This window comes from Duganella callida (genome assembly GCF_004614165.1).
In the GTDB taxonomy this organism is placed as follows: Bacteria; Pseudomonadota; Gammaproteobacteria; order Burkholderiales; family Burkholderiaceae_D; genus Rugamonas; species Rugamonas callida.
This window is the reverse complement of the sequence record NZ_SPVG01000048.1, coordinates 1-21,615: the sequence shown is the minus strand read 5'-3', so window position 1 is coordinate 21,615 and position 21,615 is coordinate 1. Positions and strand designations below refer to the sequence as shown.

The 21,615-nt window shown below is 61.9% G+C and carries 25 protein-coding genes, 1 tRNA gene and 1 pseudogene; 5 read left to right on the top strand and 22 right to left on the bottom strand.

Annotation, left to right across the window (positions count from 1 at the left end):
- Together E4L98_RS05275 and E4L98_RS05270 are read right to left on the bottom strand one after the other, a co-directional pair.
- Complete coding sequence (locus E4L98_RS05275; protein WP_229257259.1) at nt 1-318, bottom strand: hypothetical protein; 318 nt, start codon at nt 316-318, stop codon at nt 1-3.
- A 6-nt stretch (nt 319-324) separates the two neighbouring features.
- Nucleotides 325-1,254: a LysR family transcriptional regulator gene (locus E4L98_RS05270; RefSeq protein WP_229257257.1), complete on the bottom strand. Its 930-nt coding sequence runs from the start codon at nt 1,252-1,254 to the stop codon at nt 325-327.
- A 73-nt stretch (nt 1,255-1,327) separates the two neighbouring features.
- Here E4L98_RS05270 and E4L98_RS05265 point away from each other — a divergent pair, with 73 nt between their 5' ends.
- The 5 genes and pseudogenes from E4L98_RS05265 to E4L98_RS31265 all read left to right on the top strand — a co-directional run.
- The gene (locus tag E4L98_RS05265) at nt 1,328-2,188 is read left to right on the top strand and encodes an NAD(P)H-binding protein (protein ID WP_135200518.1); all 861 of its coding nucleotides are present in this window, start codon (nt 1,328-1,330) and stop codon (nt 2,186-2,188) included.
- Between the two features lie 174 nt (nt 2,189-2,362).
- Nucleotides 2,363-2,674: a carboxypeptidase-like regulatory domain-containing protein gene (locus E4L98_RS05260; protein ID WP_135200517.1), complete on the top strand. Its 312-nt coding sequence runs from the start codon at nt 2,363-2,365 to the stop codon at nt 2,672-2,674.
- A gap of 118 nt (nt 2,675-2,792) precedes the next feature.
- On the top strand, nt 2,793-3,065 hold the full coding sequence (locus tag E4L98_RS05255) for a BrnT family toxin (RefSeq protein ID WP_135200516.1): 273 nt from the start codon (nt 2,793-2,795) through the stop codon (nt 3,063-3,065).
- On the top strand, nt 2,998-3,504 hold the full coding sequence (locus E4L98_RS30315; RefSeq protein ID WP_229257256.1) for a DUF433 domain-containing protein: 507 nt from the start codon (nt 2,998-3,000) through the stop codon (nt 3,502-3,504). The genes E4L98_RS05255 and E4L98_RS30315 overlap by 68 nt, the downstream gene beginning before the upstream one ends.
- A pseudogene (locus E4L98_RS31265) lies at nt 3,501-3,647 on the top strand (BrnT family toxin); the annotation flags it as partial. The gene E4L98_RS30315 and the pseudogene E4L98_RS31265, both read left to right, overlap by 4 nt.
- Before the next feature lie 42 nt (nt 3,648-3,689).
- Here E4L98_RS31265 and ispF read toward each other — a convergent pair.
- The 20 genes from ispF to E4L98_RS05145 form a co-directional block, all read right to left on the bottom strand.
- A complete protein-coding gene (gene ispF, locus E4L98_RS05240; RefSeq protein WP_135200515.1) occupies nt 3,690-4,178 on the bottom strand; it encodes a 2-C-methyl-D-erythritol 2,4-cyclodiphosphate synthase in 489 nt (162 codons plus the stop codon).
- A gap of 2 nt (nt 4,179-4,180) precedes the next feature.
- The gene (ispD, locus tag E4L98_RS05235) at nt 4,181-4,906 is read right to left on the bottom strand and encodes a 2-C-methyl-D-erythritol 4-phosphate cytidylyltransferase (protein WP_135200524.1); all 726 of its coding nucleotides are present in this window, start codon (nt 4,904-4,906) and stop codon (nt 4,181-4,183) included.
- Between the two features lie 8 nt (nt 4,907-4,914).
- A complete protein-coding gene (locus E4L98_RS05230) occupies nt 4,915-5,604 on the bottom strand; it encodes a hypothetical protein (RefSeq protein WP_135200514.1) in 690 nt (229 codons plus the stop codon).
- Nucleotides 5,601-6,152, bottom strand: a complete 552-nt coding sequence (locus E4L98_RS05225) for an NUDIX domain-containing protein (RefSeq protein WP_135200513.1) — start codon at nt 6,150-6,152, stop codon at nt 5,601-5,603. Before E4L98_RS05225 ends, E4L98_RS05230 begins: the two co-directional genes overlap by 4 nt.
- 33 nt (nt 6,153-6,185) lie before the next feature.
- Nucleotides 6,186-6,491 carry a DUF2818 family protein gene (locus E4L98_RS05220; protein ID WP_135200512.1) on the bottom strand — a complete coding sequence of 102 codons (306 nt, stop codon included), beginning with the start codon at nt 6,489-6,491 and terminating at the stop codon, nt 6,186-6,188.
- On the bottom strand, nt 6,491-7,996 hold the full coding sequence (nuoN, locus tag E4L98_RS05215) for an NADH-quinone oxidoreductase subunit NuoN (protein ID WP_135200511.1): 1,506 nt from the start codon (nt 7,994-7,996) through the stop codon (nt 6,491-6,493). Before nuoN ends, E4L98_RS05220 begins: the two co-directional genes overlap by 1 nt.
- A 19-nt stretch (nt 7,997-8,015) precedes the next feature.
- On the bottom strand, nt 8,016-9,518 hold the full coding sequence (locus E4L98_RS05210) for an NADH-quinone oxidoreductase subunit M (protein ID WP_135200510.1): 1,503 nt from the start codon (nt 9,516-9,518) through the stop codon (nt 8,016-8,018).
- Nucleotides 9,519-9,549: 31 nt separating this feature from the next.
- Nucleotides 9,550-11,646 carry an NADH-quinone oxidoreductase subunit L gene (nuoL, locus tag E4L98_RS05205; protein WP_135200509.1) on the bottom strand — a complete coding sequence of 699 codons (2,097 nt, stop codon included), beginning with the start codon at nt 11,644-11,646 and terminating at the stop codon, nt 9,550-9,552.
- 36 nt (nt 11,647-11,682) lie between these two features.
- Nucleotides 11,683-11,991, bottom strand: coding sequence for an NADH-quinone oxidoreductase subunit NuoK (gene nuoK / locus E4L98_RS05200; RefSeq protein ID WP_135200508.1), 309 nt, complete (start codon nt 11,989-11,991; stop codon nt 11,683-11,685).
- Nucleotides 11,988-12,617, bottom strand: coding sequence for an NADH-quinone oxidoreductase subunit J (locus tag E4L98_RS05195; protein WP_135200507.1), 630 nt, complete (start codon nt 12,615-12,617; stop codon nt 11,988-11,990). The genes nuoK and E4L98_RS05195 overlap by 4 nt, the downstream gene beginning before the upstream one ends.
- 74 nt (nt 12,618-12,691) lie before the next feature.
- Nucleotides 12,692-13,180 (bottom strand): NADH-quinone oxidoreductase subunit NuoI, encoded by a 489-nt coding sequence (gene nuoI, locus E4L98_RS05190; RefSeq protein WP_135200506.1) that lies wholly within the window; start codon nt 13,178-13,180, stop codon nt 12,692-12,694.
- A 13-nt stretch (nt 13,181-13,193) separates the two neighbouring features.
- Nucleotides 13,194-14,279 carry an NADH-quinone oxidoreductase subunit NuoH gene (gene nuoH / locus E4L98_RS05185; protein ID WP_135200505.1) on the bottom strand — a complete coding sequence of 362 codons (1,086 nt, stop codon included), beginning with the start codon at nt 14,277-14,279 and terminating at the stop codon, nt 13,194-13,196.
- Nucleotides 14,279-16,609, bottom strand: coding sequence for an NADH-quinone oxidoreductase subunit NuoG (gene nuoG / locus E4L98_RS05180; protein WP_135200504.1), 2,331 nt, complete (start codon nt 16,607-16,609; stop codon nt 14,279-14,281). The genes nuoH and nuoG overlap by 1 nt, the downstream gene beginning before the upstream one ends.
- 16 nt (nt 16,610-16,625) lie before the next feature.
- A complete protein-coding gene (gene nuoF, locus E4L98_RS05175) occupies nt 16,626-17,921 on the bottom strand; it encodes an NADH-quinone oxidoreductase subunit NuoF (protein ID WP_135200503.1) in 1,296 nt (431 codons plus the stop codon).
- Nucleotides 17,918-18,397 (bottom strand): NADH-quinone oxidoreductase subunit NuoE, encoded by a 480-nt coding sequence (gene nuoE / locus E4L98_RS05170; RefSeq protein WP_135200502.1) that lies wholly within the window; start codon nt 18,395-18,397, stop codon nt 17,918-17,920. The genes nuoF and nuoE overlap by 4 nt, the downstream gene beginning before the upstream one ends.
- A 17-nt stretch (nt 18,398-18,414) precedes the next feature.
- Nucleotides 18,415-19,668, bottom strand: coding sequence for an NADH-quinone oxidoreductase subunit D (locus E4L98_RS05165; RefSeq protein WP_135200501.1), 1,254 nt, complete (start codon nt 19,666-19,668; stop codon nt 18,415-18,417).
- Complete coding sequence (locus tag E4L98_RS05160; RefSeq protein ID WP_135200500.1) at nt 19,668-20,261, bottom strand: NADH-quinone oxidoreductase subunit C; 594 nt, start codon at nt 20,259-20,261, stop codon at nt 19,668-19,670. Before E4L98_RS05160 ends, E4L98_RS05165 begins: the two co-directional genes overlap by 1 nt.
- A gap of 20 nt (nt 20,262-20,281) precedes the next feature.
- Nucleotides 20,282-20,758 carry a NuoB/complex I 20 kDa subunit family protein gene (locus tag E4L98_RS05155; RefSeq protein WP_008450353.1) on the bottom strand — a complete coding sequence of 159 codons (477 nt, stop codon included), beginning with the start codon at nt 20,756-20,758 and terminating at the stop codon, nt 20,282-20,284.
- Nucleotides 20,759-20,761: 3 nt separating this feature from the next.
- Entirely contained in the window at nt 20,762-21,121 is a 360-nt protein-coding gene (locus tag E4L98_RS05150) for an NADH-quinone oxidoreductase subunit A (RefSeq protein WP_135200499.1), read from the bottom strand.
- 152 nt (nt 21,122-21,273) lie between these two features.
- Nucleotides 21,274-21,358 (bottom strand) — tRNA-Leu (locus E4L98_RS05145).
- Nucleotides 21,359-21,615: the final 257 nt, after the last annotated feature.

The window sequence follows — 21,615 nt, the reverse complement described above, 5'->3', positions numbered from 1 at the left end:
TTAAAGCCTGACGCGGCGGTAGGCTTCGAGGAAGACTTCAGCCTCGCGCCGCGACAGCGCCTTGATGTCGTCGCCGTGCCAGACGTAGAGATATTGCGGACCGCCCAGACGGTCCGTCAGTTTGGCGTCCACCAGAAAAATGGTGCCCAGCGGGTAGACGCTGGTGTCGCTCAACCGGCGCGAGCACTGTACGTTCAGGTCCGGCGCATAGGCCTGACCGGGCACGGGATGGATCGTCACCCTGCCGTCGTAGTCCTGCACCGAATGTACGGCCACCTGCCGGTACAAATACGCCTCACGCGCCATTGTCTTCCCCAAAATCGTTCATGGTAGCAGAGACTGGACGAATGCCAGGAAGGCCTGCGTCTTGGCCGGCGGGTGATGGCGCGACGGATACAGCGCGTACAGCGGGAAGCGTTCGTCCGGCCACGCCGTCAGCACCGGCACCAGCGCGCCGGAACGCAGCAGCGGCTCGACCGCCAGATCGATCACCTGCGCCATCCCGTAGCCCGAGAGCAGCACGCTTTCCATGGTGCCGCCGTCATTCAGTGTGATCGGCCCGCGCGGGTGAACGATGGTGACCTTGCCGCCGCGATGAAACTCCCAGTCGAACGGCCGTCCGGTCAACGGATTGCGGAAGTGGATGCAGACGTGCTCCGGGCTTTCCAGGTCGGCCGGCTTTTTCGGCACGCCGTGCCTGCGCAGATAGCCCGGCGTGGCGACGGTCAGCACGCGGGTATCGAGCAGCTTGCGCGCGATCAGCGAGGACGCAGGCGGCTGGCCGAGCCGGATCGCCAGATCGAAACCATCCGCCACCAGGTCACCCAACTGGTCGCGCGCCATCAGGTCCAGATCCAGTTCAGGATGCTGTTTCAGGAAGCTGCCCAGCTTCGGCCCGAGCAGCAGCCGGGCCAGCAGCGGATCGATATTCACGCGCAGCTTGCCGCGCACGACCACCGCGCCTTGCGCCGCCGACGCTACCGCCTCCTCCAGCCCCGCCAGCAAGGGATTAACCTGCGCGTAAAAGCGCCGGCCCTCGTCGGTCAGCGCGACCTGGCGTGTGGTGCGGTCGAACAGGCGGATGTTCAGCCGCGCCTCCAGCCTGGCGATGGCGCGGCTGACGCCGGACTGCGACATCTCCAGCGCTTCCCCTGCCCTGACAAAGCTGCCGCTGTCGATGATGGCTTGCAGCACGCGCATGCCGTTCAATACCCGTTCATCCATCCATGCCTCGGAGTCATCAATGATATGCATCCCATGCTATCGGAGTATGCGCGCTTTTGCAGCAAAATTCTCTCCATCGTTTTTTAATTTTCAGGAGAAGATCATGTATGCAATCACCGGCATCACTGGACAAGTCGGCGCGGTATTGGGCAAACAGTTGCTGGCCGCAGGCCTGCCCGTACGCGCCGTGGTGCGCGACGCCGCCAAGGGCGAGACCTGGGCCGCGCGCGGCGCGGAAGTGGCGCTGGCCGACGTGAATGACGCCGCCGCGCTGACCCACGCCTTCAGCGGTGCGGAAGCCGTTTTCGTGCTGCTGCCGCCGACCTTCGATCCGACCGACGGTTTCCCCGAAGCCCGCCGCGCCATCGCCGCATTGCGTGAAGCGCTGGCGGCGGCGCGTCCCGGCCGCGTGGTGGTGTTGTCGACCATCGGCGCGCAGGCGACGCAGCCGAATCTGCTGAATCAACTCGGCATCATGGAACGCGAGCTCGGTACGCTGGACCTGCCCATCACCTTCCTGCGCGCGGCCTGGTTCATCGAGAACAGCCTGTGGGACGTGGCGTCGGCGCGCGGTGCCGGCACGATCGCCAGCTTCCTGCAGCCGCTGGACAAACCGGTGCCGATGGTGGCCTGCGCCGATATCTCGGCGGTGGCGGCGGAACTGCTGCAACAGCAATGGCAAGGCGTGCGCGTGGTGGAGCTGGAGGGTCCGGTGCGCATCTCGCCGGCCGACATCGCCGCCAGTTTCGGCCGCCTGCTGCACAAGGATGTCCATGCGCATGTGGTGGCGCGCGAAGGCTGGTCGGCGCTGTTCACGGCACAGGGCATGCGCAATCCGACGCCGCGCATGCAGATGCTGGATGGCTTCAACCAGGGCTGGATCGAATTCGAAGGTGCACCGCGCCGCGGTTCGGTCACGCTGGATCAGGCGATTTCCGGCCTGCTGCAGCGGGTGCAAGGATGAGTACCCGCTTGCCGGGCCGGCGCGTGATGGCGCTGGACGATGGTGGCCCCGTGCTGGTCTGAACGGACGTCCACGCGGACGGCCGAACACTGCGCGGACATCCAGAAAGCCCGTAGATAAAGGCACTCCGCATGGCATGCATATTGCGATATCGATTTGATTTAAGGTACACACATGCAGAGATTCGTGTTCGCCGCGCTGCTGGCATTCAGTTCATCCATCATGGCGGCGGAGAGTACCGGCAGCATCGCTGGCAGCGCCGATGCGGGCGCGCAGATCGTCATCGCCAATCTGGCGACCGGCGAAATCATCGGCATCATGGCCAAGTGCGATGGCACCTATCGCACCGAGGGACTGAAGCCGGGCCGTTACCAGATCGTCGAAAGCGGGCCGCACCACGCGCCGCGCGAAGTCGGCGTCAGCGCCGGCAGAGAGGCCCAAGTCGATCTGGCGCCGGCATCGAAGGCGCATAACCAGTGCAAATGACGGCTGGTTGATACAGCTCAGTGTCAGCGCAACCAGCGAGAGCACGATAGCCCAGCGGTATCCATGCTCACTTCATCTTCAGTGCGCTTGACGGACACCAGCCAGCCATTACACTGAAATGACCATCTATACGTGGGACGAGGCCAAGCGAAAGACGAACCTGCGCAAACACGGCTTGGATTTTGCGGACGCACCTGAAGTACTGGAGGATAGCCGTTCCTACAGTACGGAAGACACTCGTTATCACTATAGCGAGCGCAGATTTTTGACGGTAGGTTTCTCCCAAGGTAAAGAAGTGGCGGTTATTTATGCGGAGCAGCAAAATGGAATACGAATCATCTCATTCAGAAAAGCATCCCGGATCGAACGACGTGTCTTATTGGGAGCGTAAGAACAGGTGGATGGATGTGATGCCGATCCCTGAAGACGATATTGAATTTGATGAGGATTGCCCGCCGCTGGAGTCCGGCTTGTATGCCAATCCAGTTTTCCGCTTCAATGGACGCATTCTTCCACCACGTAAATCGCCACTCGATCCGGTCCCGGCCGACTTGCTGGCATACATTAAATCGCGTGTGCCGCAAGTGCAAATGGAGCCGCACATTTTATGCGGCACCCCCGTATTCGCCAACACGCTGGTGCCCATCAAGCGCATGTTCGACTATTTACTGGCTGGTAAATCGCTGGAGGATTTTCTCCGCGATCATTCCGGCGTTTCAGCGGAAACCGCTGCGGACGTGCTGAAAAATGAAGCCACTTTGTTTTACGAAGATATCAGTATCGCGCTCGACTCCGCAGCGGGCACGCAGAAGTTCGATTCACACGATTGATCCAGCCCACCTATACGTGGGACGAAGCCAAGCGCAAAAGTAACTTGCGCAAACACGGCCTGGATTTCGCGGATGCGCGGGGCATCATTGAAAGCAGCATGCGCACCGTTGACGACAGCCGCGTTCGTTATAGCGAACGCCGCGACGCTTCGATCCGGAAGTGCTGGCGTTCATGCGACCCTGTTTTACGAGGCGATCAGCAAGACGATGGATTCGGCGGCGATGCCTTCCTCGCGTCCCAGGTAGCCCAGCTTTTCATTGGTCTTGGCCTTGACGTTGACCTGGCTGATGTCCACCCCCAGGTCCTCCGCGATGTTGGCGCGCATGCTCGTGATGTGCGGCGCCATCTTCGGCCGCTGGGCGATGATGGTGCAGTCGATGTTGCCGATGCTGTAGCCGGTGGCCACCACGCGCCTGGCCGCTTCCTTCAACAACTTGCGCGAATCGGCGCCCTTAAATTCGGGATCGGTGTCCGGGAAGTGTTTGCCGATGTCGCCCAGCGCGGCAGCACCGAGGATGGAGTCGGTGATCGCGTGCAGCAGCACATCGGCATCCGAGTGGCCCAGCAGGCCGACGTGGTGCGGGATGTCGACGCCGCCGATGATCAGTTTGCGGCCCGCCACCAGTGCGTGGCAGTCGTAGCCCTGGCCGATGCGGAATGGGAGTTTGGTCATGATTAGTCTTCCTTGTGAGCCAGGTACATCTCGGCGATGCGGATGTCGGCCGGCAGCGTTACTTTGAGATTGCGTGGGTGACCTTCGATCAGCCGCGGCGCATGGCCCAGCATCTCGACCGCGCTGGCGTCGTCGGTGATGGCGTTGGCGTCGGGCGCGCTGCCGAGGGCGCGCAGCAGCAGCCCGTAGCTGAACATCTGCGGCGTCTGCGCCGACCACAGGCCGTTGCGCGGCACCGTCGCCGCACTCAGCGCGCCGCCATCGGCGCCGGGCGCGCTGCGCTTGATGGTGTCGACCACCGGCAGCGCCAGCAGGCCGCCGGCCGGATCGTCGCCGACGCCTTCGATCAAGCGCGCGATCAGCGCCGGGGTCAGTCCGGGACGCGCGGCGTCATGCACCATCACCAGGTCATGCGGCGCGATCTGGCCATCCAGCGCGCGCAGGCCGTTCAGCACCGAGTCCATGCGGGTGGCGCCGCCGACGCGCAGAACCGTCACGCCGTCCAGGCCGGGCGGCAGCACGGAATCGATCACGCCGTCGTCCGGACTGACCACGACATAGGTGTGGGCCACCAGCGGGCTGGCGCGGAAAGCATCGACGGCATGACGCAGCATCGGCTTGCCGCCCACCGTCAGGTATTGTTTGGGTCCGTTGGCCGCCATGCGCGCGCCGACGCCGGCGGCGGGCAGCAGCGCAAAGTAGCGCGGTGGTTGGGTTGTTGCAGTCATCATTTTCTTTACTTGCGGCGGCGACCGACGATCGCCGCGATCTCGCCATTGCAGGCTTTCGACAGGCGGGCATATTCCTCCGGGCTGTCGATCTTGTCCTGCTCTATTTTGCCTTTTTCGAATTCATCTCGGATGAAGTTGAACCAGGTGCTGCTGACCTCATGCTGCAGGGCCGAGACGGCGGTGCCGGACGGCGCGTACAGCGGTTGCCCGCCAAAGCGCCTGTTCAAGGCTTGCGCCACCACCTTCTGTACGCGGTCCAGATTGTCCATGTGCGCCTTGAGGTGACGCATCTCGTGCGCCAGGATTTCCTTGTAGGCGCAAGTGCCCGGCGCGAACTCGTTGCCGACATAAATCCGCACCGGCGAATAATACAGCTGGATCTCCACCTTGGGGGCGATGCATTCGTAGCCGCTGGCCGGGTCTTGCAATATCGGGCCGCTGTCCACGCGCGCCTTGTGCATGCCCTGCGTGACGGTCAGTCCCAGCGTCTGCATGTTGCGGTTCATGCTGCCGGTGCGTGCGGTCAGCGCGCTGTAGGGCAGCTGGTTGTTGACGGTGTAGCCATCCTGCTTGGCCGTCAGCACCGACAGCGAACGCGTGATCGTATCTTCGCAGCGGATCTGAAACGGCGTGCGTTGCGCCGCCTGCGCGCCACTTACGGCGAGCAGGCAGGCCAGCGCCGCCAGCCATCTCATAGCTTCCAGTCGCCCGCGCGCAGTTTATCGAGCCAGAATACGCCGATCACGGTCTTGACGTCGGTGATCTTGCCTTCGCGGACCCACTGCAGCAGCTCGTCGATGGTGGCGGTGAAGGTTTCGAGGAATTCGCCCTCATCCAGCCTGGCCGGCCCGGCCTTCAGGCCGCGCGCCAGGTACAGGTCCAGATGTTCGTCCGAATAGGCGATGGCGTTGTGGATGGTGGTGACGAACTGCCATTCGCCGCCGGTGTAGCCGGTCTCCTCTTCCAGTTCGCGCTTGGCGGCGACCAGCGGATCTTCGCCCTTGTCGATTTTCCCGGCCGGGAATTCGATGAACACGTCCTGCAGCGGATAGCGGTACTGACGCTCCATCAGCACGGTGCCGTCATCCAGCAGCGGCAGGATCACGACCGCGCCGGGATGCAGGATGTATTCGCGGGTGGTGCGTTTGCCGTTCGGCAGAGCGATGGTGTCCTTCTGGACTTTGAGGAATGAGCCGGCATACGCCAGCTCACCGTCGATACGGCTTTCTTTGAGATTGTCCATTCCTGCTCCACATCGTTGAAGAACGATAGTGTATCAGCCGTGGGCCTTGCGCAGGTAGCGGACGATGAATCCCGGGAAACCGAGAACCACGAACAGACAGGCGGAGATCGCGTAGAACTCCCAGGTCTGGGGGAAGCGGGTGCCGATGTTGGCTTCGAGGGCGAAGCCCAGCGCCCCGACGACAAAGTACAGCACGATCATCTCGGCCAGGCGGAACACCAGGGGCTTGCGCGCCCAGCGTCCGCCCACCAGGGCGAACACTTTGTCGTTGAAGAATGGCAGGTTGGCGGCCGCGATGGCCACCGCGATCACCAACCAGCCGGCGACGGAGGTATCCATCAGGTGGCCAGCGTCGCTTTGATGGCCGACAGGCACGATGCCAGCAGCGGGCCAGGCAGGACGCCCAATACCACCACGGCGATACCGTTCAGGCTCAGCACCGCTTTCATGTCGGCGTAAGCGACGATCGGGGTGTCGTCCACCGGCTCATCGAACCACATGGTCTTGACCACGCGCAGGTAGTAGAACGCGCCGATCAGCGAGAACATCACCGCGACCACGGTCAGCCAGATCTGGCCGGTGCCCAGCACCGAGTTCAGCACGGCGAACTTGGCGGCAAAGCCCATCATCGGCGGCACGCCGGCCAGCGAGAACAGCAGGATGGACATCACCACCGCGAACCACGGGCTGCGCTTGCTCAGGCCCTTGAAGTCGGCGATGTTGTCGGCGTCGAAGCCGGCACGCGACAGCAGCATCAGGGTACCGAAGGTGCCGACGGTGGTCAGCACGTAGGTGATCACGTAGTACATGGCGCCACTGTAGGCGCCGGCGATGCCGGTGCGGTCGGTGGTGCCGGCCACGCCCGACAGCAGACCCAGCAGCACAAAGCCGATCTGGGCGATGGTCGAGTAAGCCAGCATGCGCTTGATGTTGCTTTGCGCGATAGCGGTGACATTGCCCAGCGCCAGCGACAGCACGGCCAGCACCAGCAGCATCTGCTGCCAGTCGAACGCCATCGGCAGCAGACCTTCCACCAGCAGACGGATGCAGATGGCGAAGGTGGCGATCTTCGGCGCGCCGCCCAGCAGCAGGGTCACGGCGGTCGGTGCGCCGTCATACACGTCAGGCACCCACATGTGGAATGGCACGGCACCCAGCTTGAAGGCCACGCCGGCCACCAGGAACACGATACCGAACACCAGGATGGTCGGCTTGATGGTGCCGGCGGCCACCGCGGCCGAGACGGCGCGGATGTCCAGGGTACCGGTGGCGCCGTACAGCATCGACATGCCGTACAGCAGGAAACCGGAGGCCAGCGCGCCCAGGATGAAGTACTTCATCGCCGCTTCGGTGGCGCGCACGTTGTCGCGGCGCATGGCCACCAGCGCGTACAGCGACAGCGACATCAGTTCCACGCCCAGGTAGATGGACAGGAAGTTGGAACCCGAGATCATGATCATCTGGCCCAGCATGGAGAACAGCGCCAGGACGTAGAACTCGCCGCCCAGGTTACCGCTCAGCATGCCGCGCTCGCCGGCGTACTGGCGCGAATACACCAGGGTCATGCCGACGGTCAGGTAGGTGAACAGCTTGAGCAGGTTGGCCATCGGGTCCGACACGAACATGCCGTGGAAGGTGTACGCGGTGGCGCCCGACGAGAAGTCGGCAAAGCTGATGCCGGCGCAGACGATCAGGGTCAGCAGCGACAGCACATAGGTGATCGAGCGCTGCGCCTGCGACAGGAACATGTCGATCAGCAGGATGGCCGAGGCACCGACCAGCACCGCAACCTCTGCGTATGCTGGAACCAGGTTCACGACCTCTTGTGGAATAGGTGTAGTCATTGTTGTATTTCCGTTCTACTTAAGGCAGCTTGCTGTGTGCCACGTGCGCCAGCAGGTCGGCGACCGAGGTTTGCATCGTGTCGGCGAATGGCGCCGGGTACACGCCCATCGCCAGCGTGCAGACCGCCAGAATACCCAGCATCAGGAATTCACGGCCGTTCAGGTCGACCAGTTCGGCCACGTGGTGGTTGGCGACCTTGCCGAAGATCACGCGCTTGGCCATCCACAGCGAGTAGGCCGCGCCCAGGATCAGGGCCGTGGCAGCCAGCAGACCGATCCAGAAATTGTACTGGGTGGCGCCCAGGATCACCATGAATTCGCCGATGAAGCCGGAAGTGGCCGGCAGGCCCGCGTTGGCCATCGAGAACAGGATGAAGAAGGCGGCGAAACGCGGCATCTTGTTGACCACACCACCGTAGTCGGCGATCTGGCGCGAGTGCGCCTGGTCATACAGCACGCCGATGCACAGGAACATCGCGCCCGACACGAAACCGTGCGAGATCATCTGCATGATGGCGCCTTGCGCCGCCATGTTGTTGAACACGAAGAAGCCCAGGGTGACGAAGCCCATGTGCGCGATCGACGAGTAGGCCACCAGCTTTTTCATGTCCTTCTGGATCAGCGCCACCAGGCCGATGTAGATCACGGCGATCAGCGACAGCGTGATCACGAACGGCGCCAGGTAGTGCGAAGCGTCCGGCACGATCGGCAGCGAGAAACGGATGAAACCGTAGGCGCCCAGCTTCAGCATGATCGCGGCCAGCACGGCGGAACCGCCGGTCGGCGCTTCCACGTGCACGTCCGGCAGCCAGGTGTGCACCGGGAACATCGGCACCTTGACGGCGAACGCCATGAAGAAGGCGATGAAGATGAAGATCTGTTCGGTCATCGTCAGCGGCACGCGGTGCCACATCAGGATGTCCCAGCTGCCGCCCGAGACCTTGTACAGGTAGATGATGGCAACCAGCGTCAGCAGCGAGCCGAAGAAGGTGTACAGGAAGAACTTGAACGACGCATACACGCGGTTGTCGCCGCCCCAGATACCGATGATGATGTACATCGGGATCAGGGTCGCTTCGAAGAAGAAGTAGAACAGCAGGCCGTCCATGGCGGCGAACACGCCGATCATCAGGCCGGACAGGATCAGGAACGCGCCCATGTACTGGGCCACGCGCTTCTGGATCACCTGCCAGGCCGAGATCACCACGATCACGGTGATGAAGGCGGTCAGCGGCACGAACCACAGCGACAGGCCGTCGATGGCCAGCGAATAATGGATGTTGAATGCTTCGATCCACGGCTGGTTCTCGACGAACTGCATGCCGTGGGCGGCGTTGTCGAAGTTGGTCATCAGCGGAATGGTCGCGACGAAGCTGACCAGCGCGCCGAGCAGCGACAGCACGCGCGTGAAGCCGGCGTTGCTGTCACGTCCCACAGCCAGCACGATCAGGCCGAAGATAATCGGGAGCCAGATCGCGAGGCTCAGGTACGGAGGTAGTGTAGATATGGTTGACTGCATCATGGTTATCGTTATCTCTTTGCGTATCAGCTAATTAAGCGTGCCAAAACGGCAGGAAGTAGACCAGGAACCCCAGAATGCCGAGGATCATGACGAACGCATAGTGGTAGATGTAACCAGTCTGCGCCAGGCGGGTCAGCGTCGAGAACCAGCCCACGACCTTGGCGCTGCCGTTCACCAGCAGGCCGTCGATCAGGGTGCGGTCGCCGACGGTCCACAAGCCGTTGCCCAGCAGGCGCGCGCCGCCGGCGAACACGGTCTCGTTGAACTTGTCCATGTAGTACTTGTTGTCCAGCAGCGTGTGGATCGCCTTGAACTTCTCGTAGAACCAGGCCGGTACGCGTGGATTGACCATGTAGCAGTAGTACGAGAACGCCACGCCGGCAATCGCCAGCCACAGCGGCAGCGAGGTCAGCGAGTGGATCGCCATGGCCACCGGGCCGTGGTATTCCTCTGCCAGCATTTCCATCGCCTTGTGGTTTTCGCCGATGAAGATCACGCCCTTGAAGAAGTCGCCGAACAGCATCGGGCCGATCGCCAGCGCGCCGATGATCACCGACGGGATGGCCAGCGCCACCAGCGGGAACCAGACCACGAATGGCGATTCGTGCGGTTTCTGGCCGGGAGCCAGGCCGTGGTGGCCGTGATCGTCCTCTTCCTCTTCGTGGTGCGCATCGCTGTCGTGACCATGGTCATCGTGCGCGTGGGCATCATGGGCGTGGTGGTCGTCATGGCCGTGGGCATGCGCCTGGCCGAAACGCTCTTTACCGTGGAACACCAGGAAGTACATGCGGAACGAGTAGAACGCGGTCACGAACACGCCCGCCAGCACGGCGAACTGGGCGAAGCCGGCGCCGGCGATGTGGGTCTCGGCCACGGCTTCGATGATCGAATCCTTCGAGTAGAAGCCCGAGAAGAACGGCGTGCCGATCAGGGCCAGCGAACCCAGCAGCGAAGTGATCCAGGTGATCGGCATGTACTTGCGCAGGCCGCCCATGTTGCGGATGTCCTGGTCGTGGTGCATGCCGATGATCACCGAGCCGGCGCCGAGGAACAGCAGCGCCTTGAAGAAGGCATGGGTCATCAGGTGGAACACGGCCACCGAGTAGGCCGACGAGCCCAGCGCCACGGTCATGTAGCCCAGCTGCGACAGCGTCGAGTACGCGACCACGCGCTTGATGTCGTTCTGGATGATGCCGAGGAAGCCCATGAACAGCGCGGTAATCGAACCGATCACCAGGATGAAGCTCAGCGCGGTGTCCGACAGTTCGAACAGTGGCGACATGCGCGACACCATGAAGATGCCGGCGGTAACCATGGTGGCGGCGTGGATCAGTGCCGAGATCGGGGTCGGGCCTTCCATCGAGTCCGGCAGCCAGACGTGCAGCGGGAACTGCGCCGATTTACCCATCGCGCCGATGAACAGGCAGATGCAGGCCACGGTCAGCAGCATCCAGTCGGTGCCCGGCAGGTGCAGCAGCGCCAGCGCTTCGCGCTTGGCGAACACTTCCTGGTAGTTCATCGAACCGGCGTAGGCCAGCAGCAGGCCGATGCCCAGGATGAAGCCGAAGTCACCGACGCGGTTGACCAGGAAGGCCTTCATGTTGGCAAAGATCGCGGTCGGACGGGTATACCAGAAGCCGATCAGCAGATACGACACCAGGCCCACCGCTTCCCAGCCGAAGAACAGCTGCAGGAAGTTGTTCGACATCACCAGCATCAGCATCGAGAAGGTGAACAGCGAGATGTAGGAGAAGAACCGGTTGTAGCCTTCGTCTTCGGCCATGTAGCCGATGGTGTAGATGTGCACCATCAGCGACACGAAGGTCACCACGCACATCATCATCGCCGACAGCGAATCGATCTGGAAGCCGACTTCCATCTTCATGCCGGCCACGGTCATCCAGTTATAGATGGTGCCGTTGAAGCTGGCGCCGTTGATCACATCATTCAGCGTCATGGCCGAAATGATGAACGCCACCAGCACGCCCAGGATGGTCGCCGCGGTCGAGGTCTTGCGCCCGACGACGTTGCCGAAGAATTTAGTTCCCAACAAGCCTGCCACGGCGGAGCCCGCGAGGGGCGCCAGTGGTACGGCTAGCAGGAGATCAGGGTTGAGTGTAACCGCCATGATGAACCTTAATCGTTATTTTTCGTGAGGTTGAACTTAGCCCTTCAGGCTATCCAGGTCTTCTACATTGATGGTGTCCAGATTACGGAACAGCACCACCAAGATCGCCAGGCCGATCGCCGATTCGGCGGCGGCCACGGTCAGGATGAAGAAGACGAAGATCTGCCCTGCCGCATCACCGAGGTAATGCGAGAACGCGATGAAGTTCATGTTCACTGCCAGCAGCATCAGTTCGATGGCCATCAGCAGGATGATGACGTTCTTGCGGTTCAGGAAAATACCGACGATGGAGATCGCGAACAGGATCGCGCCCAGTACGAGGTAGTGAGCCAGGGATAAAGTCATGGTGCCTCCTTAACGTCTGCTTCTGCCGCGCCGCGCGTGGTGACCGGGGCGATCTTGACGATCTTCAGACGGTCGTTGCGCTTGACGCGCACCGCGTCGGCCGGGTCGAAGTGTTTGGTGTCCTTGCGCTTGCGCAGGGTCAGCGCCACGGCTGCAATGATCGCGACCAGCAGGATGGCGGCGGCGATTTCAAAGCCGTAGATGTATTTGGTGTAGATCAGCAGGCCCAGTTCCTTGGTGCCGCCGATGTTGCCGGCCGCGACGGCCTGCTGGTCGAACGACAGGAACGAGCGCCACAGCACGGCGGCCATTTCCAGCACGATGATCACGCCGACGAAGGACGCCACCGGCAGGTAGTTCCAGAAGCCTTCGCGCAGCTTGTCGGTGTCGATGTCCAGCATCATCACCACGAACAGGAACAGCACCATCACGGCGCCGACGTAGACCAGCACCAGCACGATGGCCAGGAACTCGGCCTCCAGCAGCATCCAGATGCCGGCGGCGTTGAAGAACGCCAGCACCAGGAACAGCGCCGCATGCACCGGATTGCGGGCCGTAATGACGCGCGTCGAGGCCAATATCATGATGGCCGCGAAGACGTAGAACAAAGCAGTTTTAAATTCCATAACTAACCCAAGAGACGTACAGTTTGTTGATCAGATCGCTGTAAAGGACGGCCGGAACGGCGCCGCCCTCCCCGTCAGCGATACGGAGCGTCCGCTGCGCGGGCTGCGGCGATGTCGTTTTCGTAACGATCGCCAACGGCCAGCAGCATCTCTTTCGTGTAGTACAGATCGCCGCGTTTTTCGCCGTGGTATTCCAGCACATGCGTTTCAACGATCGAGTCCACCGGGCACGATTCTTCGCAGAAGCCGCAGAAGATGCACTTGGTCAGGTCGATGTCGTAACGGGTGGTGCGGCGCGAGCCGTCATCGCGCTGTTCCGATTCGATGGTGATCGCCATCGCCGGGCACACCGCTTCGCACAGTTTGCAGGCGATGCAGCGTTCCTCGCCGTTCGGGTAGCGGCGCAGCGCGTGCAGGCCGCGGAAGCGCGGCGACATCGGCGTCTTCTCTTCCGGGTACTGCACCGTGATCTTGCGCGAGAACATGTACTTGCCCGTCAGCGCCATCCCTTTGATCAGCTCGGTCAGCATGAAGCTGCTGACGAAATCTTTTAAACGTTCCATTTTTGTCTATTCCTTACTTCCAGATATTCCAGGAGGTCTGCATCCAGCCTGCGACGAACACCAGGTACACCAGCGTCAGCGGGATAAAGACTTTCCAGCCCAGACGCATGATCTGGTCGTAACGGTAGCGAGGGAAAGTACCACGCACCCAGATGAAGACGGACACCAGGAAGAACGCTTTCACGAACAACCAGAAGAAGCCGCCGAAACCGCCCCAGAATTCCAGGAAGGCGAATGGCGCCGACCAGCCGCCCAGGAACATGATCGAGCCCAGGGTGGCGATCAGGATCATGTTGGCGTATTCGGCCAGCATGAACATGGCGTAGGCCATGCCCGAGTATTCCACCATGTGACCGGCGACGATTTCCGACTCGCCTTCCACCACGTCGAACGGGTGACGGTTGCACTCGGCCAGGCCGGAGGTCAGGTACACCACGAACAGCGGCAGCAGCGGCAGCCAGTTCCACGACAGGAAGTTCAAGCCCTTGTCGGCCATCATGCCCTGCTGCTGGCCGTGCACGATGTCGATGAAGTTCAGCGAACCGGACACCATCAGCACCACCACCAGCACGAAGCCCATGGCGATTTCATACGAGATCATCTGTGCCGAGGCGCGCATCGCGCCCATGAACGAGTACTTCGAGTTCGAGGCCCAGCCGGCGATGATGATGCCGTAGACTTCCATCGAGGTGACCGCCATCAGCAGCAACAGGCCGGCGTTGACGTTGGCCAGCACCGCTTCCGGGCCGAACGGCACCACCGCCCAGCAGGCCAGCGCCGGCATGATGGTCATGATCGGACCGATCACGAACAGGCCGGGATTGGCCTTGGCCGGGGTGATGATTTCCTTGAACAGCAGTTTCAGCGCGTCGGCGATCGGCTGCAGCAGGCCCATCGGACCAACGCGGTTGGGACCGACGCGGATCTGGATCCAGCCGATGAACTTGCGTTCCCACAGGGTCAGGTAAGCCACCAGGCCCATCAGGGGCAGCAGCACGACGACGATGCGGATCAGCGCCCAGATCAGCGGCCAGGCCGGAGCCAGCACGCTGTTCGCGCCCATGGAATTGATGGTAGTGACGAATTCAGGCAGCGCCATTATTTCACCTCTCCTGCTTTTTCTACGGTGATGGAACCGAACATGCTGCCCAGTGCGGCGGTCGAGGCATGCGCGGCGGCAACGCGAACCGCGTTGGCCGGCAGCTTGGCGTCAACCACGGCTTCCAGGATCGCACTGCCCGAACCTTGCGTTACCTTGACCTTGTCGCCGGCGGCCACACCCAGCTGCTGCGCCAGGGCGGTCGACAGGTGCGCTTTCGGCGCGGCGGCGTCGGCCGTCTTCAGCAGTGGCTCGGAGCGGCGCGCGATGGCGTCGGCAAAGTAGATCGGCACGTCGGCGATACGTTCGGTACCGGTCGCGAAGTAGCCATTACCTGCGGTCGACGCGGTCAGCGCGGCTTTCGATACGTTGTTCAGCTTGGCGGTGACATCGGTCACGCCGGCGCCCAGCACTTCGTCGCGGATCGCTTCCGAGGTGTCGTAGTCGAAGCCGGCCAGGCCGAGGATGTTGCCCAGTACGCGCAGCACTTTCCATGCCGGGCGGGTTTCCAGCAGCGGCTTGACGGTGCCGTTGAAGCTTTGCGCACGGCCTTCGGCGTTGACGTAGGTGCCCGAGGTTTCGCTGAATGGCGACACCGGCAGCAGCACGTCGGCGTAATCCATGCCGTGCTTGAAGGCCGACATCACCACGACCATCTCGGCTTTCTTCAGCGCGGCGACGGCGGCTTGCGGGTTGTGCGCGTCCAGTTCCGGTTCGGCGTTCAGCAGCAGGTAGGCCGACTTGGCTTCGCTGAACACCGGCGCGGTGCCGGCGTTGGCGTTGGCGATGTAGGCGCCGACGGTGTTGGCGGCTTCGGTCAGGTAGCCCAGCTTGGCGCCGGTCTGTTCGGCGATCCATTGCGCGGCGGCGTGCAGCGCGCCGGCTTGCGGATGCTGCGCGGCGGCGTTGCCCAGGAAGATGCCCTTGTTTTCACCCGACAGCAGCGACGCGGCGATCGCGGTGGCGGCGTCGCTGGCTTGCACGCCATCGTAACCGGCCGGCGCGGCGATGTCCTTGGCTTTCGCCACGGCCACCACCACTTGCGACAGCGCCGACAGCCACTCCGACGGCGCCACGATCATCTTGTTGGCGACGCTCATCAGCTGGTCGTCGTCGGTGGCGTTCAGCATGGACAGCTTGGCGCCGCCCTTCACGGCCAGACGCAGACGGGTAGCCAGCAGCGGATGATCCTTGCGCAGGAACGAGCCGATCACGAAGGCGCGGTTCAATGCGCCGAATTCCGTGATGGTCATGCCCAGCCATGGGGTCACATCCAGCGAGAAATCGGTCTGGCGCAGACGGGTGTCGACACTGGTCGAGCCCATGGCGCGGGTCAGCTTTTGCAGCAGGTGCAGTTCTTCCAGCGTCGAGTGCGGGGTGGCGACCGAGGCCAGCGCATTGGCGCCATGCTCGTGCTTGATGTTCTTCAGGCCGTGCGCCACGTATTCCAGCGCGGTCTGCCAGTCGACTTCCTTCCACTCGCCGCCCTGCTTCAGCATCGGCTGGGTCAGGCGCTGGTCCGAGTCCAGCGCTTCGTACGAGAAGCGGTCCTTGTCGGAGATCCAGCATTCGTTGACCGATTCGTTTTCCAGCGGCAGCACGCGCTTGACCTTGCCCTGCTTGACCTGAACGATCAGGTTGGCGCCCAGGCCGTCGTGCGGCGAGACCGATTTGCGGCGCGACAGTTCCCAGGTACGGGCGCTGTAGCGGAATGGCTTGGAGGTCAGCGCGCCGACCGGGCACAGGTCGATCATGTTGCCGGACATTTCCGAGTTCACGGTCTGGCCGACGAAGGCGGTGATTTCGGAATGTTCGCCGCGGCCGATCATGCCCAGTTCCATCACGCCGGCCACTTCCTGGCCGAAGCGTACGCAACGGGTGCACTGGATGCAGCGCGACATTTCCTGCATGGAGACCAGCGGGCCGGCGTCTTTCGGCACCACGACGCGCTTGTCTTCCTCGTAGCGCGATTCGCCCTTGCCGTAGCCGACCGCCAGATCCTGCAGCTGGCATTCGCCGCCCTGATCGCAGATCGGGCAATCGAGCGGGTGGTTAATCAGCAGGAATTCCATCACCGACTTCTGCGCCTGCACGGCTTTCTCGGAGTGCGAGCGCACGATCATGCCGGCCGAGACAGGAGTGGCGCAAGCCGGCAGCGGCTTCGGCGCTTTTTCCACTTCGACGAGGCACATGCGGCAGTTCGCAGCGATCGACAATTTCTTGTGATAGCAGAAGTGCGGAATGTAGGTTCCCAGTTTGTTGGCGGCGTCCATCACCATGCTACCAGCAGGGACTTCGACTTTTTTGCCGTCTATTTCGATTTCAACCATGGTGATCGTACGCAGCTTAGAGGTAAGCGGGCACTAAGCAATGCTTGTGCTCGATGTGATATTCAAATTCTTCGCGGAATTGCTTGATGAACGCGCGCATCGGCATCGCCGCCGCGTCGCCCAGCGCGCAAATCGTGCGGCCCTGGATGTTGTCGCAGACCGAATTCAGCACGTCCAGATCCGATGGACGGCCCTGGCCGTTTTCGATACGGTGGATCATGCGGTACATCCAGCCGGTGCCTTCGCGGCACGGGGTGCACTGGCCGCACGACTCTTCGAAGTAGAAGTAGGCCAGGCGTTCCATGGCCTTGACCATGCAACGGGTCTCGTCCATGACGATCACCGCGCCCGAACCCAGCATGGAGCCGGCCTTGGCGATCGAATCGTAGTCGAGGTCGGTTTCCATCATCAGTTCGCCGCGCACCACCGGCGCCGACGAACCGCCGGGAATCACGGCCTTGATCTTTTTGCCGCCGCGCATGCCGCCTGCCAGTTCCAGCAGTTTGGCGAACGGCGTGCCCAGCGGGACTTCATAGTTGCCCGGCAGTTCGACGTCGCCCGAGATCGAGAAGATCTTCGAGCCGCCGTTGTTCGGACGGCCGATGCCCAGGTACTTCTCCGGGCCCATGTTCAGGATGAACGGCACCGCCGCGAAGGTCTCGGTGTTGTTGATGGTGGTCGGCTTGCCGTACAGGCCGAACGAGGCCGGGAATGGCGGCTTGAAGCGCGGCTGGCCTTTTTTGCCTTCCAGCGATTCCAGCAGCGCGGTTTCCTCGCCGCAGATGTAGGCGCCATAACCATGGTGCGCGTGCAGCTGGAAGCTGAACTCGCTGCCCATGATGTTATTGCCCAGGAAGCCGGCGGCGCGCGCCTCCTCCAGCGCATCTTCGAACTGGGTGTAGACCTCGAAGATTTCGCCGTGGATGTAGTTGTAGCCCACCGTGATGCCCATGGCGTAAGCGCCGATGGCCATGCCCTCGATCAGTGCATGCGGGTTGTAACGCATGATGTCGCGGTCCTTGAAAGTGCCTGGTTCGCCTTCATCTGAGTTACATACCAGGTACTTCTGGCCAGGGAACTGGCGCGGCATGAAGCTCCATTTGAGGCCGGTCGGGAAACCGGCGCCGCCGCGGCCGCGCAGCGACGAGGCTTTCAGGTCGGCGATGATTTGTTCCGGGGCGATTTTCTCGGTCAGGATACGGCGCAGGGCGCTGTAGCCGCCGCGTTTCACGTAGTCTTCCAGGTGCCAGTTCTTGCCGTCCAGGCCGGCCAGAATGACAGGGTCGATGTGACGATTGTGGAGCGACGTCATTTCTTGAGTTCCTCCACCAGGGCGTCAATTTTATCGTTGGTCATGAAGCTGCACATGCGGTGGTTATTCACCAGCATCACCGGCGCGTCGCCGCAGGCGCCCATGCACTCGCCTTCCAGCAGCGTGAAGGCGCCGTCGTCGGTGGTGTCGCGGTAATCGATGCCCAGCTTGTCCTTCAGGTGCTGGCCGGCGCGCACGCCGCCCGACAGGGCGCATGGCAGGTTGGTGCACACGGTGATCTTGTGCTTGCCGACCGGCTTCAGGTTGTACATATTGTAGAAAGTCGCGACTTCCTGCACGGCGATGGCCGGCATGCGGATGTAGTCGGCCAGTTCCTGCATGGTTTCCGGCGAGATCCAGCCCAGTTCGACCTGGGCGTGCGCCAGCGCGGCCATCACGGCCGATTGACGCTGGTCGTCCGGGTACTTGGCCAGTTCGCGGTCAATTTTTTTGTAGCACTGCTCTGATAACAACATTCTTTTGCCTCTCGGACTTAGCGGTCAATACTGCCGAACACGATGTCTTGCGTACCGATGATGGTCACGGCGTCGGCAATCATGTGGCCGCGCGCCATTTCATCCAGCGACTGCAGGTGCGCATAATCGGGAGCGCGCAGTTTCACGCGGTATGGCTTGTTGGCGCCGTCGGACATCAGGTAGACGCCAAACTCGCCTTTCGGGTGTTCCACCGCGCTGTACGCTTCGCCCGGCGGCACGTGGAAGCCTTCGGTGAACAGTTTGAAGTGGTGGATCAGCGATTCCATGTTGGTCTTCATGTCCACGCGGTTGGGCGGCGCCACCTTGCGGTTGCTGGTCATGACCGGACCCGGGTTGTTGCGCAGCCATTCGACGCACTGCTTGATGATGCGGTTCGACTGGCGCAGTTCTTCCACGCGCACCAGGTAGCGGTCGTAGCAGTCGCCGTTGGTGCCGATCGGCACGTCGAAGTCCATCAGGTCGTACACCTCGTACGGCTGGTGCTTGCGCAGGTCCCACTGGATGCCCGAACCGCGCAGCATGGCGCCGGTGAAGCCCATCGCCAGCGCATCTTCCGGCGCCACCACGCCGATGCCGACGGTACGCTGTTTCCAGATCCGGTTGTCGGTCAGCAGGGTTTCGTATTCGTCGACATAGGTCGGGAAACGGCCGGTGAACGCCTCGATGAAGTCCAGCAGCGAGCCCTGGCGATCCTTGTTCAAGTTGTCGATGGCTTTCTGCGAGCGGATGATCGATGGCTTGTGCTGCGGCATCGCGTCCGGCAGGTCGCGGTAGACGCCGCCCGGACGGTAGTAGGCCGCGTGCATGCGCGCGCCCGACACCGCCTCGTAGCAGTCGAACAGGTCTTCGCGGTCGCGGAAGCAGTACAGGAACGGCCCCATGGCGCCGACGTCCAGCGCGTGCGCGCCCAGCCACATCAGGTGGTTCAGGATGCGGGTCATTTCGTCGAACATCACGCGGATGTACTGTGCGCGCAGCGGCACTTCGATGCCCAGCAGCTTCTCGATCGCCATCACGTAGGCGTGTTCGTTGCACATCATCGACACGTAGTCCAGGCGGTCCATGTACGGCACCGACTGCAGGTAAGTCTTTTGTTCCGCCAGCTTCTCGGTGCCGCGGTGCAGCAGGCCGATGTGCGGGTCGGCGCGCTGGATCACTTCGCCGTCCAGCTCCAGCACCAGGCGCAGCACGCCGTGCGCGGCCGGGTGTTGCGGACCGAAGTTCAGGGTGTAGTTCTTAATCTCAGCCATTATTTAATCCCGTAGGTTTCTTCGCGGATCACGCGCGGCACGTTTTCACGCGGCTCGATGGTGACCGGCTGGTAGATCACGCGCTTCTGCTCGGGGTCATAGCGCATTTCGACGTAGCCCGACACAGGGAAGTCCTTGCGGAACGGGTGGCCGATGAAACCGTAGTCGGTCAGGATGCGGCGCAGGTCGTTGTGGTTTTCGAACAGGATGCCGAACATGTCGAACGCTTCGCGCTCGTACCAGTTGACCGCGCGCCACAGCGGGGTCACCGACGGCAACAGCGGCATGTCGTCATCGGCGCAGAACGCGCGCACGCGCACGCGCCAGTTGTGCTTGACCGACAGCAGGTGCGAGACGGCGGCGAAACGCTGGCCTTCCCAGATGCCGTCGCCATAGTTCAGGTAATCCACGCCGCACAGGTCGATCAGCTGATCGAAGCCCAGGGTCGGATCGTCGCGCAGGGTCTGCATCACGCCGTAGTAGTTGGCGGCGTTCACCTCGAGGGTGATCTCGCCCAGCGCCACGGTGGTGCTGACGCGATCGCCCAGGGCGGTGCCGAGGGCGGTTTGCAGTTTTTCCAGTTGAGTAGTCATATCTTGAAGCGCCCTCTTCCTTAGCGTGCGATCGTGTTGGTGCGCTTGATCTTGTTCTGCAGCTGCATGATGCCGTACAGCAGAGCTTCAGCGGTCGGAGGGCAGCCCGGGACGTAGACGTCGACCGGGACGATGCGGTCGCAGCCGCGGACCACGGAGTAGGAATAATGGTAGTAACCGCCGCCGTTGGCGCAGGAACCCATCGAGATCACCCAGCGCGGCTCGGGCATCTGGTCGTAGACCTTGCGCAGGGCCGGGGCCATCTTGTTGCACAGCGTGCCGGCCACGATCATCACGTCGGACTGACGCGGCGAGGGACGGAACACCACGCCGAAGCGGTCCATGTCGTAACGGGCTGCGCCCACGTGCATCATTTCAACCGCACAGCAGGCCAGACCGAACGTCATCGGGAACATCGAACCCGTGCGCGCCCAGTTGATCAGCTTGTCAGCCGAGGTGGTGATGAAACCTTCGTTTAATACGCCTTCAATAGCCATGGCTTATTCCCAATCAAGGGCACCTTTCTTCCAGATGTACCAGAAACCGACCACGAATTCGGCGATGAAGACCATCATCGTGACGAAGCCTTGCCAGCCCAGTTCGCGCATGGATACGCCCCATGGGAAGAAGAACGCCGTTTCCAGATCGAACAAAATAAAGAGAATCGCGACGAGGTAGTAACGCACGTCGAATTTCATGCGCGCGTCTTCGAACGCCTCGAAGCCGCATTCATACGGGGACAGTTTGGCCGCGTCGGGCTTTTTCGGGCCCAGAATGTGACCCAGAACCTGGGGAGCGATGCCTACGCCGAGACCGACGAGGATGAACAAGAGAACGGGAAGATAATTATCGAGGTTCACGATTGATGAGCTTCTGTAAAAGATCAGTTAAAAAGACTACTGCTCTGCGGTGCGCTGAACGTTCGCCCCAATCGTAAGACTGCTAAGACCAGGATCGAACCACACATCCTCGTAAAAAAGCCAGCTTGGTGCAACCTTGCTGGCCTATATTCTGGTGCCGACGACGAGACTCGAACTCGTACAGCTTGCGCCACTACCCCCTCAAGATAGCGTGTCTACCAATTTCACCACGTCGGCATAAGGCCGTTATTTTACTTCGTTTTGGCACGCTTGTTAATGGCGTATTGCGTTAAAACAAAAGAAAAGCGATAAATCTTTAACTATTTTCACGCACGTCACCGCAATTGCCGAAAACGTGTGCAGCCATCTTAAAAATTTACCAACGGCACTAAATCTGCGTATCGAATTATATTACTTTGGAATCGAGTTTGCAGGCGCAGGCGTGGCTGGCGCAGGCGCCGAGGCTGCCGGTGCGGCGGCCGGCGCGGCAGGGG

Excerpts from the sequence above, each read along its gene's own strand:
- E4L98_RS05265 (WP_135200518.1), top strand. The coding sequence starts at position 1,328 with ATGTATGCAATCACCGGCATCACTGGACAAGTCGGCGCGGTATTGGGC.
- nuoF (WP_135200503.1), bottom strand. The coding sequence starts at position 17,921 with ATGACGTCGCTCCACAATCGTCACATCGACCCTGTCATTCTGGCCGGC.
- E4L98_RS05260 (WP_135200517.1), top strand. The coding sequence starts at position 2,363 with ATGCAGAGATTCGTGTTCGCCGCGCTGCTGGCATTCAGTTCATCCATC.
- E4L98_RS05195 (WP_135200507.1), bottom strand. The coding sequence starts at position 12,617 with ATGGAATTTAAAACTGCTTTGTTCTACGTCTTCGCGGCCATCATGATA.
- E4L98_RS05220 (WP_135200512.1), bottom strand. The coding sequence starts at position 6,491 with ATGGATACCTCCGTCGCCGGCTGGTTGGTGATCGCGGTGGCCATCGCG.
- nuoN (WP_135200511.1), bottom strand. The coding sequence starts at position 7,996 with ATGACTACACCTATTCCACAAGAGGTCGTGAACCTGGTTCCAGCATAC.
- E4L98_RS05160 (WP_135200500.1), bottom strand. The coding sequence starts at position 20,261 with ATGACTACTCAACTGGAAAAACTGCAAACCGCCCTCGGCACCGCCCTG.
- E4L98_RS05155 (WP_008450353.1), bottom strand. The coding sequence starts at position 20,758 with ATGGCTATTGAAGGCGTATTAAACGAAGGTTTCATCACCACCTCGGCT.
- ispF (WP_135200515.1), bottom strand. The coding sequence starts at position 4,178 with ATGACCAAACTCCCATTCCGCATCGGCCAGGGCTACGACTGCCACGCA.
- E4L98_RS05165 (WP_135200501.1), bottom strand. The coding sequence starts at position 19,668 with ATGGCTGAGATTAAGAACTACACCCTGAACTTCGGTCCGCAACACCCG.
- nuoI (WP_135200506.1), bottom strand. The coding sequence starts at position 13,180 with ATGGAACGTTTAAAAGATTTCGTCAGCAGCTTCATGCTGACCGAGCTG.
- E4L98_RS05255 (WP_135200516.1), top strand. The coding sequence starts at position 2,793 with ATGACCATCTATACGTGGGACGAGGCCAAGCGAAAGACGAACCTGCGC.
- nuoG (WP_135200504.1), bottom strand. The coding sequence starts at position 16,609 with ATGGTTGAAATCGAAATAGACGGCAAAAAAGTCGAAGTCCCTGCTGGT.
- nuoK (WP_135200508.1), bottom strand. The coding sequence starts at position 11,991 with ATGACTTTATCCCTGGCTCACTACCTCGTACTGGGCGCGATCCTGTTC.
- E4L98_RS05225 (WP_135200513.1), bottom strand. The coding sequence starts at position 6,152 with ATGGACAATCTCAAAGAAAGCCGTATCGACGGTGAGCTGGCGTATGCC.
- E4L98_RS05210 (WP_135200510.1), bottom strand. The coding sequence starts at position 9,518 with ATGATGCAGTCAACCATATCTACACTACCTCCGTACCTGAGCCTCGCG.
- nuoH (WP_135200505.1), bottom strand. The coding sequence starts at position 14,279 with ATGGCGCTGCCTGAATTCGTCACTACCATCAATTCCATGGGCGCGAAC.
- E4L98_RS05230 (WP_135200514.1), bottom strand. The coding sequence starts at position 5,604 with ATGAGATGGCTGGCGGCGCTGGCCTGCCTGCTCGCCGTAAGTGGCGCG.
- E4L98_RS30315 (WP_229257256.1), top strand. The coding sequence starts at position 2,998 with ATGGAATACGAATCATCTCATTCAGAAAAGCATCCCGGATCGAACGAC.
- nuoE (WP_135200502.1), bottom strand. The coding sequence starts at position 18,397 with ATGTTGTTATCAGAGCAGTGCTACAAAAAAATTGACCGCGAACTGGCC.
- nuoL (WP_135200509.1), bottom strand. The coding sequence starts at position 11,646 with ATGGCGGTTACACTCAACCCTGATCTCCTGCTAGCCGTACCACTGGCG.
- ispD (WP_135200524.1), bottom strand. The coding sequence starts at position 4,906 with ATGACTGCAACAACCCAACCACCGCGCTACTTTGCGCTGCTGCCCGCC.
- E4L98_RS05270 (WP_229257257.1), bottom strand. The coding sequence starts at position 1,254 with ATGCATATCATTGATGACTCCGAGGCATGGATGGATGAACGGGTATTG.